Source organism: Zavarzinella formosa DSM 19928 (assembly GCF_000255705.1).
Taxonomy (GTDB): Bacteria; Planctomycetota; Planctomycetia; order Gemmatales; family Gemmataceae; genus Zavarzinella; species Zavarzinella formosa.
In genome coordinates this window covers 699,589-715,237 of sequence record NZ_JH636441.1, presented here as the reverse complement: position 1 = coordinate 715,237, position 15,649 = coordinate 699,589, and the positions used below count along the sequence as shown (strand labels likewise).

Annotated in this window: 13 protein-coding genes; 1 reads left to right on the top strand and 12 read right to left on the bottom strand. The window is 62.0% G+C overall.

The window, feature by feature from the left end; all coding sequences use genetic code 11:
• Nucleotides 1–58: 58 nt before the first annotated feature.
• The 12 genes from BGIM_RS0119360 to BGIM_RS0119295 all read right to left on the bottom strand — a co-directional run bounded on the left by BGIM_RS0119360 (nt 59) and on the right by BGIM_RS0119295 (nt 14,382).
• A complete protein-coding gene (locus tag BGIM_RS0119360; RefSeq protein ID WP_020471386.1) occupies nt 59–2,914 on the bottom strand; it encodes an AAA family ATPase in 2,856 nt (951 codons plus the stop codon).
• Nucleotides 2,914–4,134, bottom strand: a complete 1,221-nt coding sequence (locus BGIM_RS0119355; RefSeq protein WP_020471385.1) for a metallophosphoesterase family protein — start codon at nt 4,132–4,134, stop codon at nt 2,914–2,916. The genes BGIM_RS0119360 and BGIM_RS0119355 overlap by 1 nt, the downstream gene beginning before the upstream one ends.
• Before the next feature lie 62 nt (nt 4,135–4,196).
• On the bottom strand, nt 4,197–6,026 hold the full coding sequence (locus BGIM_RS0119350; RefSeq protein WP_020471384.1) for an ATP-binding protein: 1,830 nt from the start codon (nt 6,024–6,026) through the stop codon (nt 4,197–4,199).
• A 57-nt stretch (nt 6,027–6,083) separates the two neighbouring features.
• Nucleotides 6,084–7,139, bottom strand: a complete 1,056-nt coding sequence (locus tag BGIM_RS0119345; protein WP_020471383.1) for a hypothetical protein — start codon at nt 7,137–7,139, stop codon at nt 6,084–6,086.
• Nucleotides 7,136–7,822, bottom strand: a complete 687-nt coding sequence (locus BGIM_RS57825) for an ImmA/IrrE family metallo-endopeptidase (protein ID WP_020471382.1) — start codon at nt 7,820–7,822, stop codon at nt 7,136–7,138. The genes BGIM_RS0119345 and BGIM_RS57825 overlap by 4 nt, the downstream gene beginning before the upstream one ends.
• Entirely contained in the window at nt 7,819–8,397 is a 579-nt protein-coding gene (locus tag BGIM_RS0119335) for a hypothetical protein (RefSeq protein WP_020471381.1), read from the bottom strand. Before BGIM_RS0119335 ends, BGIM_RS57825 begins: the two co-directional genes overlap by 4 nt.
• Before the next feature lie 4 nt (nt 8,398–8,401).
• Nucleotides 8,402–8,920 carry an RNA polymerase sigma factor gene (locus BGIM_RS0119330; RefSeq protein ID WP_157369233.1) on the bottom strand — a complete coding sequence of 173 codons (519 nt, stop codon included), beginning with the start codon at nt 8,918–8,920 and terminating at the stop codon, nt 8,402–8,404.
• Nucleotides 8,910–9,185 carry a hypothetical protein gene (locus tag BGIM_RS63075; protein WP_157369231.1) on the bottom strand — a complete coding sequence of 92 codons (276 nt, stop codon included), beginning with the start codon at nt 9,183–9,185 and terminating at the stop codon, nt 8,910–8,912. The genes BGIM_RS0119330 and BGIM_RS63075 overlap by 11 nt, the downstream gene beginning before the upstream one ends.
• 292 nt (nt 9,186–9,477) lie before the next feature.
• Nucleotides 9,478–10,929 carry a ThiF family adenylyltransferase gene (locus BGIM_RS51290; protein ID WP_020471378.1) on the bottom strand — a complete coding sequence of 484 codons (1,452 nt, stop codon included), beginning with the start codon at nt 10,927–10,929 and terminating at the stop codon, nt 9,478–9,480.
• Nucleotides 10,926–11,336 carry a hypothetical protein gene (locus BGIM_RS0119315; protein WP_020471377.1) on the bottom strand — a complete coding sequence of 137 codons (411 nt, stop codon included), beginning with the start codon at nt 11,334–11,336 and terminating at the stop codon, nt 10,926–10,928. The genes BGIM_RS51290 and BGIM_RS0119315 overlap by 4 nt, the downstream gene beginning before the upstream one ends.
• The gene (locus BGIM_RS57820) at nt 11,333–12,061 is read right to left on the bottom strand and encodes a hypothetical protein (protein ID WP_020471376.1); all 729 of its coding nucleotides are present in this window, start codon (nt 12,059–12,061) and stop codon (nt 11,333–11,335) included. Before BGIM_RS57820 ends, BGIM_RS0119315 begins: the two co-directional genes overlap by 4 nt.
• Before the next feature lie 1,172 nt (nt 12,062–13,233).
• Complete coding sequence (locus BGIM_RS0119295; RefSeq protein WP_020471373.1) at nt 13,234–14,382, bottom strand: hypothetical protein; 1,149 nt, start codon at nt 14,380–14,382, stop codon at nt 13,234–13,236.
• Nucleotides 14,383–14,641: 259 nt separating this feature from the next.
• Between BGIM_RS0119295 and BGIM_RS0119290 the strand changes: the two genes are divergently transcribed.
• Nucleotides 14,642–14,869 (top strand): helix-turn-helix domain-containing protein, encoded by a 228-nt coding sequence (locus tag BGIM_RS0119290; protein WP_020471372.1) that lies wholly within the window; start codon nt 14,642–14,644, stop codon nt 14,867–14,869.
• Nucleotides 14,870–15,649 lie beyond the last annotated feature (780 nt).

Sequence of the window (15,649 nt, the reverse complement as noted above, 5' to 3'; positions counted from 1 at the left end):
CATCCCTTGATGGCATGTTTTGCAATTCCTTAACCGTGACCCATGAAACGTCCGCTTTTCACGCCATGTATCCCGTACATGCCTCCACTATAGTTGCTCCGTTCTTCAGAGCAAACCGGTAACCGTCTGGGAACGCCTCCGCGAAATCTTCCTGGTGCGAGACGAGGACGACGCACCGCAACTGCTCCCGTAGCGCTCCCAGTTCCTCGATCATCGCCTGGCGGTTGGTCCGGTCGAGGCAGCCGAAGCCCTCGTCGATGATGACGGACTCGATCGGGCGTTGGCGTCTGCAGCCGTACTGACCGATCGCCAAGGCGAGTGCCACGGCGAGGCGGAAGCGTTCGCTCCCACTCAGGAAGGAGAGTGCGAACGTCTGCCCGGTATTCCGCTTGGTTGCCTCCAACTGGAGCGCGCGATCATCGTCGCCCTCCTCACCCCCCTGGAGTTGGAGGCTCAGGACTCCGCCCGTCAATCGGTCGAGGAGGCGATTGGCCTGCTCCAAGACACCTTGCTCGGCCCGCCGCAGCAAGTGCCGTTGCAGCCTCTTCCGGCCGAGCAAATCGGCCAGTTTCGTCCACAGGTGGCGATAGCGGTCTGCCTGGAGGGATAGGTTGTTGGCCTCCTCCCTCTGCGATTTCCGCGCTGTCAGTATCGTCAGCGCTGCGTCGGCTTCTGCCCGCACGCGCTCGAGGTTCGTCCGACGGTCAGCGGCCTGTGTCAACTCCCGCGTGACGTCGGCCAGCGACCGTCGATCCGCATTTTCAAACGCATCGGCTTCGCTTTGAAGGCGGGCGCACTCGTCCCGGAGCACCGTCAGCGAAGCTTGCGCTCGTTGCAGCCGTGCCCACCGCCCAGCCGCTTCGTGGCCCACGAGTTCGTCGCGTTCCCGCTGCAAGTTTCCGAGTTCCATCCGCGAGGCGTTCCGCACTGCTTCGGCCCACGGTGCAGGCAGTCGCTGGAGGGCATTGTCGCGAAGCGCGGTCGCCATCTTGAGCTGTCCGAGTTGCTCTGCGACTTCCCGTTTCGCTTGGGCGAGCGAAGCCGCCAGCACCGAGGCGTGATTCCGGCATGTTGTTAAGGATTTGACAACACGGGAGTGCGCCGTTCGCGTCTCCAACAATGTCGCCTTCATCTGCCGGTGGCGTGTCAGATCCGCTTCTTGCTGGTTCGTGATCTCGCCCCAATCCGAAGCGGATGGATAAGACACGGTCGCCCAGTCGTCTGGCGTGGCGGGGCTGACACGTGACCGGTACGGTTCAGGCAAATCCCTTCTCGCGTCCTCGCAGCTCGTTTGGTGCCGCTCCATCGCTTGCACTGCCAAGATGATCTCATGGAGAACATCTCGGTGCGCGTCCGTGGCCCTACGGTGGCTCTCGTCGGCCTCGCGGCAGTGGGCCGTGGCCTTCGCGGATGCGACCTCTCCGGCACAATGTTGCGCCTCAGCCTCGGCCCGCTCACGTTCGCGGTCGGCGACCTCAGCCTGCAGGCGTGTCTGTTCGGCGGCCTTATGCTCCGGCGAGAGCCGCAAGCCGCAAAAGCGGCAGTTTTGGTCTCCGGCGACGCTGTTGAATCGCTCCAGTTGCTCCCGAATGAGGTACATACGCTCCCGAGAGGTCGTGAGCGCGACGAACTTCCGCTTGGATTCGTCAGCCGCTTCTCCCTCTGCGAGGCGTGCCGCACTCAACTCATTTGCCCGGGTTTGGACGCACACCTTGCATTCCAGCAGTCGGGACTGTGCGTCCATCTCTGCCGTGCGGTGCTTGGTGTAATGTCCGCGTTCGCGGTCGAGGCGCTGAAGCAGTTTCACCACGCCTTCGAGTGTACATTTATCGGTTTCGATCCGTTGCAGTGCAGCGAGGAGATCGGTTTCCTGAACGGCCAGTGCCTCTCGCTGCTCTTCGTGCCCGGTGATCTCTGCTTCGAGCCGGGCTGTCTCGGCCTCACTGCGTTCGATCACCTTGTTGAGTTCGGCAATCTGCGCCTTGGCAGATAGGCACTCCTCGCACCGCGTGAGGTACGTTTCTGCCTCGGGCAGACACTCCGTGAGTTCCTCGACCCGGCGACCGTCACGCTCGATGGCGACGGAATCTCCCACCAGTCGTTCCGCGTCCGACAACGCAACTGTGCGTTCCGCGAGGTTCTGCCGGAGGCGCTCCCAGTCTGCCGCCCGGTCCCGGGTCTTCGTCAGCCTCGTGATCTCGGTGTCGGCGGCTCCAATCTGCTCGCCGGCGGCCTCGACGTTCGCGACGGCCTGCGCCAAGTCCGAGTCCGTGACCTCGGCGATGCGGTCTCGCTCCCGCAGCCGGCTCTCGGCCTCCGTGACGGCCTGCTTGCGGCGGGCTTCGGCCTCCGTGTGGAGCCGCCGCACACGATCAAGGCCGACCACCCGGCTCAGCACCTCGAACCGCTGCTTGGCCGAGTCGGCGTCGTTACTCACCAATTGTTCCGCCCGGTTCTGCATCAGGAGCACGGCTGCGGTAAAGGTCTCGAACCGGAGGCCAAGGTTCTGATCAATCCACTTCTTGAATTCCTCTTGCTTGTGTGTGCCGGTGATCGGCTTCCAGGCACCCTGCTCGGTCTGCTCGAATAACTGGGCGTCCGTCTGGCCCTTCACCTGCTTAGTCCGTCCGTCCACCTTCCGCTGGACGGACCGCTGTGCCCGATACCGGCGGTCGGATAGCTGAAAGTCGAACACGACTTTGCCGCAGTCCTTGCCTTTGTGAATGAGTTCGTACAGGTCCTTCTGGCCGGCCCGGTGGCCGTTGAACAGCGCGAACAGGATGGCGTCGAAAATGGACGACTTCCCGACGCCGTTGTCCCCGCGGAGCAGGAAGACACGGTCCGGTTCGAAGGTAAGCGTCTGCTCGGCCCCGAAGGACAGGAAGTTTTCCAGTGTCAGAGAACAGGGAATCATCAGGGAACCTCCTCCAAGAGCCCCGCCACCAAACGCAGTAACTCATCGCAATCCGGATCGGTCGCGAGTTGGTCGGTCAGATACTCCTCAACCGCCTGGACCGGGTCGTCCGTCGTCGGGGCGGCACATCCCGCAACGGCGCCTGTCCCGGCGGTGATCACGTCGCGGTCGTACCAGTGCGGGAACACGTCTTCGATCGCGTTCACAATGTCTTCCCGCTGGTGGCGGCCGGGCGTCCACACGAGTCGGTAGGACACGAGTGCCCGTGCGTGGTCGGGGTACCGGTCGCGGAGTCGGGGGATTTCGGCGTCCGGATCCGTGATCTCGACGCGATAGAGCGGCCGCGCGTCCAGGGGGAGCAGCCGGGGGTCACCTTCGCGCCCGCACGGCCCGATCGTCACGAGAGAAACGCTCTTCTCGTCGTCACGTTCTCCCAGGTCCAGCCGGTCGATGCTGCCGCTGTACCGCACGTGAGACTGCCCCCCGATGGTCTGCGCGCGGTGGATGTGGCCCAGCGCCACGTACGCGAAGCCGGCGGGTACGTCGCCTTCGCTGAAAATCACGTCCTGCGCGGCCGTCATCCGGAAGAGCGACGGTACGGTCGCCCCGCCGACATGGATGTGCGCGGCCAGAACGGTGTGCAGAGCCGTGTTGTACGAGCGGTGTTTCATGACTTGCTGAAGGCGGGTCGCATAGGCCGCTTGAAGCGTGGCGTTGCGCCCATCTCGGGTCGCGGGCACCACGCCACGGTCATCCAGATAACGCGTCGGCGTCGGGTACGGCATGAGGATGAATTGCACCTGCGTCCCGTCGGCATCCTCCAGCCGCAAAAGGGTCGGCCCCGCAGCCAGGTAGAGTCGGCCCGGCTCCACGAGATCTCCGAAGGCCGGCTGACGCGGGGCGGCAAGCGTCAGTGTACTGCGGAGCGTCTGGCAGGTCGCCTCGCGATCATGGTTGCCGGTGAGGGCCAGGATCGTGCCCCCGCGGAGGAAGAACGGCCGGAACACGTCCCCCAAGTGCTTGATGGCGTCGCCGAGGTCGTCCTGCCGCTGCGCCTTGTCGCTGAAGAGGTCGCCGGCGACGAGGAGGACGTCCGGCCGCTCGTCCGCGCAATACTCGGCGATGCGTTCGACGGCCTTGCGGAGGTCCGCCGTCCGGTCGATGCCGCGGCTGCCGATCCGGTCGCCGAGGTGCCAGTCCGCCGTGTGTAGGATCCGCATGGGCAACAGACCTCCGTCCAGCCTGGGGCTGTGGGTGGGGGATAAGGGTACATCATCGCGGGTCACGGGTCGTCAAAAGCGGGCACGCCGCCGCCACTGGGGGCAACCGGCAACGTCGCCGCGTCTGCCCCGCGAAGCGCCCAGGGCGGCATGGGAACCTTCACGAGCATCGGCTCCCGGAAGCTGTCCTGAATCAACAACTTCTCATCGGGTTGAAGGTTCGACGCCTTGCGTCGAGTGGACTCATTCAGAAATTTCCAGGTCGGGTGGTCGAGTTCGACCGACCCGCTCTTGCCAAGGGCCCGCAGACCGGCGTTCTCGATCACCCTCGTAGACACCAGCGACCCTTGCTGTTGCGCCCCCATGAGGATGATGCCCTGGGACCGCATCTCCGCCGCCACCCGTTCGATCAGTTCGGTCACGGGATCTTTGGCGCCACGGGGCGCGAAGCGGTTCAGTTCGTCGAGCATAACGAGGTACACCAAGCCCCGCTGGACCTTCGACCCGGTCCGCTCGGCGACGAGTTGGTCGAACAACGCCGCCACCACGAAACGCTGTAGTTCCTTGACCCCGGCAAGAGCCGACAGGTCAATGACGTACGGGTCGCGGGTGTCCTTGGTGCGCACGTCGAGGGGTTTGCCATCATTGTCAGTCCGCCGAAGCACGCCCTCGCCGCGTGAGAGCATTCGGAATAGCCGACGATGCAGCTTCCGGATCGTGCCGAGATGGTGGTTCCCGCCTTGAACCACCGGCTGCCCGCCGTTGGCCCAAGTGTTGATGTCGTCGAGGAGGTTGTCGAAAGTTTGCGGGGCGGTGATGCGCAAGTTCCGTCGGGCCTCGACGCCTGTCATCGTCTCGTGCGTCAGGTTGTTCTCGAGGGCCAGCAGCAGTGCCCCGAAATTCGCGTCCTGCGCGTCTTCATCCGCGAAGAGGTAGGAAAACAGGCCCCGCTCGATGACATCCTTCAAGCTCCAGCTGTACGGAGCCACGTCCGCAGTCGGCCGGCCAGTGTCGACGGCGATCGTGCCGTGCCGCTGCTGGGGAGCAAAGTACGAAGGGGCGACGAATGGCTTGGGGTCCGGCACACCGAGGTCGGCCCAGTCCTTGCTGTGTCGGGCCGTGTCGAACCGCTTGCTCGGCCGGTCGAGGTGAAATAGGTCGAAGTTCTTCACGTTCAGAATGATCGGCACCACCCGGAGCCGCTCGTTGTCCCCGGGCCGCTCGATCGCTTGGCGGCGGGCTTCTCGGAGCAACAAATTGATGACGTGTGTGAGAAAGCTGGACTTGGTTCCCCGCCCGGCCACGCCATTCACGTTCAGGTGGCCGCCGTTCGCTCCCAAGAGATAATTGAGGTCGATGACCCCGCGGCCAGCCGTGCGATTGCCGCCGTTCCTCACCAGGCCGATGGCGAGCGCCGTCCCTTCGGCCTCGATCTCGTCGCCCCCGTACGCCATCTTCGCGTCCTCTTCCCCTCCGAGAACGACGTCGCTGGCCTCGCGGGGCGGGCACATGTAGGGTGGAACACTCCTGAGAATGGTCGTCACGGCGAAGTTGAAACCCCGGCTCTCGTACGGTGGATCGTAGGTGACGTCGCCATCATAGCGGTCGTGTTCCTCGGCCAGATCGCACTGCCGGCTCTGACGGTAAACCTCTTTGACGAGGCCGTAAAAGGTAACCGTCTCCCCACCGATCACACTTCGCGTGCGTACGAGCAGAGTCTTCTCCACGAGCGTGTCCGGAGAGATCCAGAACGAGAACTCCTCGCTTGTCGATTCGTGGTGTGGGGGCGAAGCGACCTTGCCGATGACGATCTCCCCGGAACCAGGCTCTTCGCCCCCTGCTACTCGATCCGCATGGGTTGAGGTCTCGGCGATGGGCTTCGGGACAGTCATGAAATCCTCGGCATCGAATCGTCAGGTGTGATGAGGTTGTCGAGAGAATCGCGACTGTTACAAATTTGTGAGGCGGTAGAATCGCTGGGTCAGGTTGTAGAACGGGCTGAAGAGTGGTTTCAACCGTTCCTCTGCCTGCACGATCGGTTCGAGCGAGACGGCCGCCCTCGCGTAGTTATTCTGGCGGCAGCGGCGGTCGAAGATGGCCCGAGATATGCGGTTCAACTGATCGAACCCCCGCCCCAGACGTTCAAACCGTGCCAGCGGGATCTCTACCCGAACGACGCCCCACTGCGGCATCGAACCGTCTCCGCCGGAAAGTTTGAGATACCAAGACAGTGCCGGGGTGTTGTGGCTCGCTAGGCGAAACGCCGGTGTCCGCTGCCCGGGTTCGAGTTGGTACACCACCCGCCACCCGTCCGGGTGCAGGTAGTCCTCCTGCTGACGCTTGATCACCCCGATGAGGTTGTCACTCGGCAGGTCGGGCCAGTGGAACCGTCCGATCCGCCCGTCGACCAGACTGGGTGCGTCGAACGAGTGCCGCAGTGCCTCCTCTTCGAGCACGTCCATCGCTGGGAGCAGGGCATTGCGGGTCTGACGGTGCATCAGCTCGAAATCGAACACAGCCGCCCGGCGTCCGGTCTCCGCGTCCACGATCGGGGGCCGAACCGGCAGGAGCCGAAAATCGTGTTCGGCCAGGGCGGAAGCGAAGCCCTCGATGCGGTCCCAGGAGAACGGGTCCGCGATCATCGCCACGAGGCGACGTGTCGGGGCCGCCTCCCGCGTTAGCGTTCGATCGACGTCCCGCAGGCAGATACCGCCCACCTCGGCGAGTCGGATCGGCACAGGGTGTCCCTCGGGCGTCTGCACCCAAGCGACCGTCTCGCCGCGGTAGCACCCATCGATGAACCGCCGGGGGATCTCATCGGCTTCCGGCACGTGGCCCGTGCAATCAATCGGCCGCCACGACATCCCCTTCATCTCATAGTGAAGGTCATCCACCGATTCCCCCGGCTCCTCATCATCGGACAGCTCTGCGCGTGTCAGGACCGGTTGGTCCGGCGCGCGGCTAAGGCGTCGGGCACCGATGTCTCGCAGGAAATCGAGGCTCATGCCGCGCCTCCGTCAAGGCCAGGTACGCCCCGGCGGGGGAGCAGCCCCAGAGAGGTGAGGGACTTCAGCCGCCAGCGGACGGCCTCGCGACTCACGAGTAGATCCAGCGACAGTTGATCTGCTAGGAATCTCGCCCCTGCGTACCCTTGGCGGCCGTACTTCTCGATCAGCCGGACGCACACTTGGGCCGGCATCAAGAGCTCGGCCGCGAACAGGTTCGCCTGCCGCTCCATGGCATCGAGGTCGGGCCTGTCCGGGAGCACGTCCTCCGTCACGACGCCTTGGGCATCGTCGATGATGTGCCCGGGCCGTGCGTCTTCCAGTTGGGGCGGCAAATGGAGCAGGTAGTGGCCAAATTCGTGCGCAGCCGAGAATCGCCGACGCGCGATAGGATCCTCGCGGCGGACCAAGACGTATCCTCCAGCGTCGTTGGCAAACAGGAAGCCAGCGAGGGGCGTGGAGTCCTCCCAGAGCTCGGGCCGCTCGATGTTCCAGCGAGCGAGATACGCGGCCGCACCAGCGCGGGTCAGCGACGGCACTTCGTCGTGTGTCACCGGGTATGCGCCGAGGTAGTCACTGAGCGGCACAGGGTGGTCCGTCACCGGGGGCCATGGAATGGCCGCCTCCTGTGCGGCCCGGCAGACTGCGTCGAGGACGATTGTCCGCTCTTCCAGGAAGGTCATTGCTTGTCTCCCTTGTCTGTGCGGGTCGCTTTGCGGGCCGCAGACAGCTCCCCTACGCGTTGAGTGCGACCCATCGCGAGCAGGACCGCCACCTTGCGGAACTCCTTCCAGTAGCGTGGCGAGGCCGATGTGCCTAGTTCACTAACCCACCCCTCCAACACGCGGGCACCCAATGCAGCGGGCACCGGGGATGTGTTGGCGAGGAGTACGGAGTTTGCCTCGCGGTCGGAGGTGGAGAACCCTTCGAGTAAGGCGATGTCGCCTTGTAGGCGGGCGGCGACGCTCCCCGCCGTCAGCACAGCGGGTTCTTCCTGATCAGGCGGGAAATGCCGGTGGACGAGATCTTTAAGCCAACGGACATCGCCCTTCCAATCGCGGTTTAAACCGAGTTCGTCGGCTAGGCCGTCGGACACGTCGCACAACAGTTGTTCAAGCTCTGGTGACACGGCGGCCTGGGCCCAAATGGCTTCGACCGCGTCAATGTCACCGGCTTCGAGGGCGTCGAGGTACCGCATGGCCGCTTGCTCGGCCGCCGTGAGGGACACCGACCGCCCCGCGTCGTGAGGTCGGTTCATGGATTCACTCGTCGGGTGATAAAAGGTGGGGGCGGAGATCGCGCAAGGCGCGACACACTCGCACGCGCGCGGCACCCCGGCTTGTTCCAAGTGCCTGGGCCAAATCGTCCCCGTCGAGGCCGTCGAAGAACCGCCTCTCAACGGCCTCGCGGGCCGGGCCCGGCAGTTGGACGATCGCCGCCCGGAGGGCTGCGTAGCCGTCCTCCGTTGGAACGCCAGGCGGCGTTTCGCGGTCATTTACCGTTGCCGCCTCCCCGTCGGGGAGTGTGCTGAACGGCCGCACCTTGGCGTCCCGTTTGGTCCGCCGGAATCGGTTGCGGATGACGTTCACCGCGATTCCCATGAGCCACGGGAGCACGCGGCGGCCTGCCTTGAAGCGCCCTCCGGAGGTTAGGGCCTGGACGGCGGTCTCCTGGAGCACCTCGTTGGCCTGTTCCCACAGTTCCTGCGCACGGAAGTTGCCGCCCAGTTTTCCGATCTGAACGGCGATTAGCCGGCAGAGGCGATCGTGTTCACGTTCCAAAAAGTCGTAAACCTCGGGTGCCGGGGCCGGCGGGTCCGATCGGGCGGTCGGCGGTATTCTGTTCAAAGGTGGCCTCCGGGGTTTGTCCATCAGCCGGGTGACACATTGAAATTACCAGAACCTGGCAAGCTGTTACCGCATACTTGCCGGAAGGCTGGCGATTATCAATTTCCTTTGTTTCTAGCGTTTTTTGGAACAACGCGATGGTATTGTCTTTGCATTTTGATGCCGAATCACAAAATGTCAGGATTTCTAGGCCATTCATGCACGTTGGCCCTGCTCTTTTCCAAACGCTCGTCTTGTTCGACATGCGACACGGGAAGGCGCGGGACAGGATGATCGATTCCTACGCTCCTGAGCACGGGAAGGGCGAGGCGAGAAATCTTTTGAGATACCTATTTACAACGAGCAGGTTATCCAAGTTCACAAATTAGGGTTGGGGAAATCTCTGTCTTCATCAGGTGCGTCAGAGAACACAAGGAACATAGCTACCACACGAAAGGCAACGGGAAGTGGGAATTACATGCAGCCTGCGGATCCTTCCCATGTTTCCGTGATTATTGTAAGTCAATCCGACACGGCAGCGCGACCCGATCTCCGCGAGCGTACGCTGACGCCAACCCAAGGCCGCAGAATCGGCAATTGGGATCACTCGCGCAATCAACGGTCTCCCACACACGTTGCCGCGGGTGATGCATGAAGTATCCTTCAAACGCGTCTTGGAAGTGCAGCCCCAGAAAACCATACAAGAAATCGTTTGCCGCCTGCGAGGCAGCGAGAGCATTCATCGTGATGACGCTGGGGGCCGTAACGGCCGGGTCCGTTATGTAGCCTTCAGCGAGGCGCTCCGCAGGAGAAAGCGACTCTTCACGCAAACGATCAGCGGGGATGAGTTGGTTGCATAACAGGCATCCACCACCAGCGTACGGCAGCACCCGACGCGCCACCAGGAACGGATCGAGCACGTGACCGGTTCTCTTTTCCACCGGTACCTTCGATCCGATCTGAATTCCCGGGATCAGGTACTGGTGGACCAGGGCCGTGAACACCAGCCTCGCCTGCATCGTATCCGCGCACAGGAACACATAATCCGCATCCACCAGCAACCGGGCCGTGTGGAGGTCGTTGACATTGCCCACGACCGCGTCGTAGCGAACGGACGGATTCGTCTGCCGGGCCACCCGCCGGGCCACATTCACTTTGTGCCGTACCAGACGCTGGCCGAGCCACCGGAGAGGGGCGAACCCGCTTCGGATCAGCGGTTCGCCGGCGTCGCTCGGCGTCGAGCCGACGACGCGCGGCCGGTTTGAAGGATCCAAGACATCGAAATCAATGCCAACGATGTGCCCGATGCCGAGGTGGGCGAGCCACTGGCTGATGAGCGACCCCACGCCGCCGAGGCCGATAATGCCAACCTTGCACCCGGCGAGAGCGTGCTGTCCCCGGGCACCGAATAGAAGCGACTGCCGGTGGTACTCCGGCGGCGCGGACGCTGGCGGTGCTGGCGGTGCTGGCGGCCGCGCGTACAAGTGGCGGATATTGGAACCGACAACAGTGACGGAGTCGAGGGGCGACACGTTGCCGGGCCGCCAGACGCTGCCCGCCGCGGCGTTGCCAGCGAAAACCAGCGCCCCGACAGGGCCGCCGTTTGTGATGTCGAGGAGGGCCGGATAGCCGCGCCGGTGCGAGGCGTAGTCGTCGGACGAAAACGCGACCTCGTCCCTGCCCTCGTGGCAGTGCGCGGCGAAGTAGCAGAGGTTCTCGCGGGCGCACCGGTCTGTGACGTCGGCGATGAAGTCCGTGGTGAGTGCCCGGTATCCTCGGGTGCCTGGGACATAGTCAGTCCCGTCACGGGCGAGGATCACGTCACGCGCCAAGAACCGCGTGCCGCTGGGCGAGTCCTGCACCCCGGCCAGGACCACAGCTCCGTGCTCATCGTGGTCGCCTGGGAACAGGTGGCCGGCAAGGCGATCGAACAGCGGGCCGGCGATGCGAAGATTTTGTCTCATGGACGATTCCTGACCCATTCGAGGACCATGTGAAGTTTGAGAGCGGCCGTGTCGCGAGCGGCGTTCCATCGGTTCGATTTGCGGGACGCCATGGTCATCGAGCCCTTGAACGGGCCCAACTCCACGACAGTCGTGCTGAAAGCCTCCCCGAGGGGCCGCCCGTCGCGCCGTTGGAAACTCTCGGGAAAGTAATGGGGATAGATGTCAGCCGTCGGGTAAGTGTAAACGATGCGAAACGTCACCCACACCCTAGACGGCTCATAGGTGTCTCCCACAGACAAGTCGTGAACTCGCACGATCGCGCCGCCCTCGCCATCGGGATGCGCCTCAACCCTGTGACTGGGAAAGTCGGCTTCGAGTTCGTGGACGGCCCGCAAGACGGTGTCGTTCATGGGATGGCTGCTCATGAGTTGTCGTCCGGGGCGATGCACTTGAACACGTCACACTGGCGTAATTCGACTACGGCCGCGTCCGCGATGGCAGAGCCTCGGCCGCCGCCCGGCTTCTGCGGGTAAAGCACGCACCCGACGTCGACCTCTACTCCCTGCTCGATCGCTGTCGTCTTGATCTCCAGCCCGGTCACCCACCGCTTCGAGAAGCGGACGGACCTGTTGTTGACTGTAATTGTGATGACCGTCTTCTGTGTGCGGAACACGGGCCCGTCGGCGAACTGGATCGGCTCGCCGCGGCGGATCAGTTCGTCGTGCGGCGATTCCAAGTCTCGCAACACATCCAAGTTCTCGAGAATCTGAAATAGACCTCGCAAAGATTCGAGGGTCTGCCGGGGGTTGGTCGTCATTTCCCATGCGTCGTCGACGACGAACGCGAGTTTCGGCTGTGCGTCCGGGTGCCTCTCCAATACCGGTGCCTCGCAGACCTCTGTGGTCAGGAACACGTTGCCGCCTGCCAGATCGATCTCGACGCTTGGGTCGAGCGGCAAGTCGGTCTGCTGGTTGTAGTCACGCACGAGGGTTCCTCTCAAGCCGGCTTGCGCGAGGACATCGCGGGCGAGGAGCAACCGCCGCGGTAGCGGAACGAGGGTGTCATTCACGACAGCCACCCACTTCGCATCTGCATGCGGGCGGGGGGGCGGTGTTGAGATGGACAGGTTAGTGGTCGCCGTGTCAGGCATCTAATTACTCCGTTAGAATTCTCTCGAGTGCAAACCACACTACCTTAAGGTTCGCAGTTGCCAGCGAAGTGTTACAGAAACAAGACTGTGTCGAGGGTATCGCGGAAGTTTTGGATGCGGTCGTCTTGGCCGGGATGCAGAAGTCGAGCGATGAAGCCGGAGAGTGTGTCCCACTCCACGCCGATATAACGTTAGTCGGGGCAGATGAACATCCCGGCTCCGCACCCGGGTTCGAGGAACGTGCCGCCGGGCGAAACGCCGAGGCGAGATAGAGAAGCGTGAATAGCCCGGACGACGGCGGGAGTGATGAAGGCAGTGCGATTGGCACTATCGTGCTCCTCATGTGTGAGGAGCGACTTGAGTTCTTCGCCAGTCTCCTACCAACCATCCTTGTCTGTTCTCAAAACAGGGTCCGGGAAGAAGGACAGGGCACCGGGGGTTGTTTTTTGTCGGCGGTGACCGGGCGGCGGTCGTGTTCGACCTTCTTGAGAGTACGGATCGCGGCGAGGATGTCGTGGTCTTTGACCTTCTCGCAGGTGGATAGTTCGAGCACAAACTAAAGAAGTTCTTCTTCGCTCATTGGCCTTGGGATTGGAGTCTGATAGGACGAGGAAGAATCGGCCCAACGAGAAATGCAGTGCTGATGCAGGTGAAGAATTCTGGGAGACATTCGGGGGAGCAGATTCCGTTTGCACTTTCCAGCGGGCCGATTACCGTGCCGTCGAAGATCTCCAAGGGATAGGGTTCGTCGCCGAACAGGGAAGGGGACGCACGGACTCGTTGGATGTGCGAAGGTGAAGGCGGGGGACGTTTTTCTCGCAAGACTAAAGCAGGAGGTGGTGCCGGAGGAGCGAGAGGAGACGTCTTCGACATCGAAGTCGATCTAGGGTTGGTGGAGATTGGATCGCTCGCGGGCCATGCGAGACAGGAATTTTGTTCCTGACCACGTTACCCTGAATAAGGGCTAATCGCATTGCCGTTCAATCTTTGGGTGCCAAAATCGTACCTACTCGGCAGAATTGGTTTACCACAACTCAATACTGGCCAAGAGGCTGCAAATACTCAGGATCGGTAGAAAAATCGCCGCCGTTCCCGAGTTGGACAACCCGAAACGGATTCGTTTAAATTGGCATATCCGAGAAGCGGCGAAACGTGCTGCCATGTCTCCAGCGTTAATCGAAGACGACAACATGCACAGGATCGGGAAGAGCCGAGACCGACGCAGCGGCTTTGCCGTGTTCGGCGGCCATGAATTGTCTCAATTCGTCAAGCGATCCCCGTCCTTCGGAAGCCGCCACGATCCGAAGCCGGAGTGACTCGACTCGCTCGACCTCTTCCAGGCAGGCCATCAAGTATTTGAAATTTGTCAGAAGGGATTTCTTCTTGCGTCCTCGCAACCGGAACCAACCGCCGGCCCCGTGAAGGCTGGATCGAAGGTGTTCAAAGAGATCGCCCGCGCTGCGGGCGTGTTCATCGAAAATCGCGCCAATCCGCCGGGCGCGTTGGTATACCTCCGCCATGACCTCCAGCGTCAGTTGGTCGGATTGAAAAGCAGGGTCCAGGTAAATTTCCGGAGATTCGCCCAAGACTGCCTCAAACGTCACCCCCGCCAGCATCGCAAGCCCCGGCTGCTCATCGCGAAGCAGTTGCTCGGCTTGCGATAACTCCCCGCCGGCCACCAGGCAATTCGCCTGGGCGGTCAGTGACAACATGTGGTACCGTCCGCACTGGTTCAGGACGAGCAATCGTTTCGGCCCCGCCGTCTCGGCCTGAACGAGATTCCGATACAAGTGCGTCGCGAAGTTGCTTTCCTCCAAGGCGGTGTGCAAATCTTCTTTGGCCGCAGTTCGTTCAAACCGTTCCAGAAAGGACAGGCCGCGTTGCAAATGGGCCTGCTCCCTCGCGTTAAGATGCGTCTGAATGTCAGCCATCTGACCGCCGAGCTGGCCCAGCCGCTCGTGCAAGGCGTGCATCCTCCAGATCATGCAACCGGCCGACAATGATGTGACGCCCAAGGAGAACATGGACAGGTTCGTCAGGGCTCCCAACGCGCCGGCCGTGCCGATCTGGGCCGTCTCGATCTCTCTCACGACCCGCTCGATGCGAGCCTGACTATCCTGCAAACCCTCCAAGGACGCGATCACGCGACGTCCGCCGGTGCCCTCCCACACCAACAGATCGCCAAGGCGGCTGACGCTGCCGGCCGGGTCGGCCAGGAAAGCCTCCGCCCGGGGAGCGGCATGGGCGGCGATTTGGGTGACGGCCCATGCGCCGAGCGAGCGGACGGCGGGCACAAGACCGAGGGACAGCAAAGCAGCCATGGCTGGAACTCCGGAATATTACACCGCCGCCATGTTCGGTCGACGGCGTCTGGGGGGCTGTGAAAATAGTGCCTTCTGCGAGTGCGGAACTTTTTTGACGGCCGGCATCCTGTCTTGAGCCGCGACTGGCTCTGCATCAACTCCGAAGCCAGGCGTAGCGAGATTTTTCGTGAGCGCGTAACCGGCTTCGTCACGGATTGCTTCGGAATGTCACTCATCGTCGATACACCGATAATCTACAAGAATTTAACCTCGCAGGATGAAGCGGCGAGGGAAAGCGGACATCCGGGAGCGGTTTGGCTTCGTCGTGAGGGCGAGGCGGGAGGAGTTGTCGCTCACCCAAGAAGAGTTGGCCGCCCGCGCCGGTGTCAATCGCACCTACCTCAGTGACTGCGAACGGGGCGCGCGAAATGTCAGTCTGATTGTCATCGAACGACTGGCGGGCGGGCTTGAATTATCTCTTGGCGAACTATTCAACCGTGTCTGAAAACGGAAGTCTCAAAGTCACCTGATTTAGAACTCATTTGCTGGCCATGATCGGTTTGGCCGATCCAATGGCACGTCTTGACTGGGGCCACGTTCACGGATCAAAATCACGAAGCCTGCCCTGATTGAATGAAAATGCCCCGCACAGTGGGGAAGTGAAGTCCGGCAAGTTCGTATTCGCCGTTCAACTTAAATCAAACAGTCTTGCGAGTGATGTCACGGAGCAATTCAATCACTTTCAATAATCACGAGCAACTGAAAAGAGTAACGACCGCTTTCAAAGAACGCGGATAGAAACGTTGTCGAGGATGGTGCTGCCTGTCAACCCGAATCCGCACAAGATTACAACGCCGCCTGATATGTAAAAAAAATCTGCGATCGCGGCCTTCGCATCGGTCGATGTCAACACTTGCACCCGGTCTCGCTGCGATCCGCCCCGCATGGTTTCGGTGACAGGCAGTGTGAGGCCAAGGCAGGGATCATCGATCATCCTTTGGCACTGGCTCCCGGATTTGGGCTAACAAGTCCGCCTCCGGGAAACACAACCGCGAGGTGGGCATACAAGCCTGCGCATTTTCTCCCACCATGGAATCGCAATCAACTCGCAAACATCGGGGCATTTGTCGCAAACCCACAGGCATATGACGCTCAAAATATTGCAAGGGTTGAGGTTCTCCACCGTGAACCTTGGCCGCTGAGGAATTGTTTGACGCAAATAATCGGCAGTACAGTGCATTTCTCGTGATTCCCGTCTGATCAGCCGGATCACGCCGGTGATTTT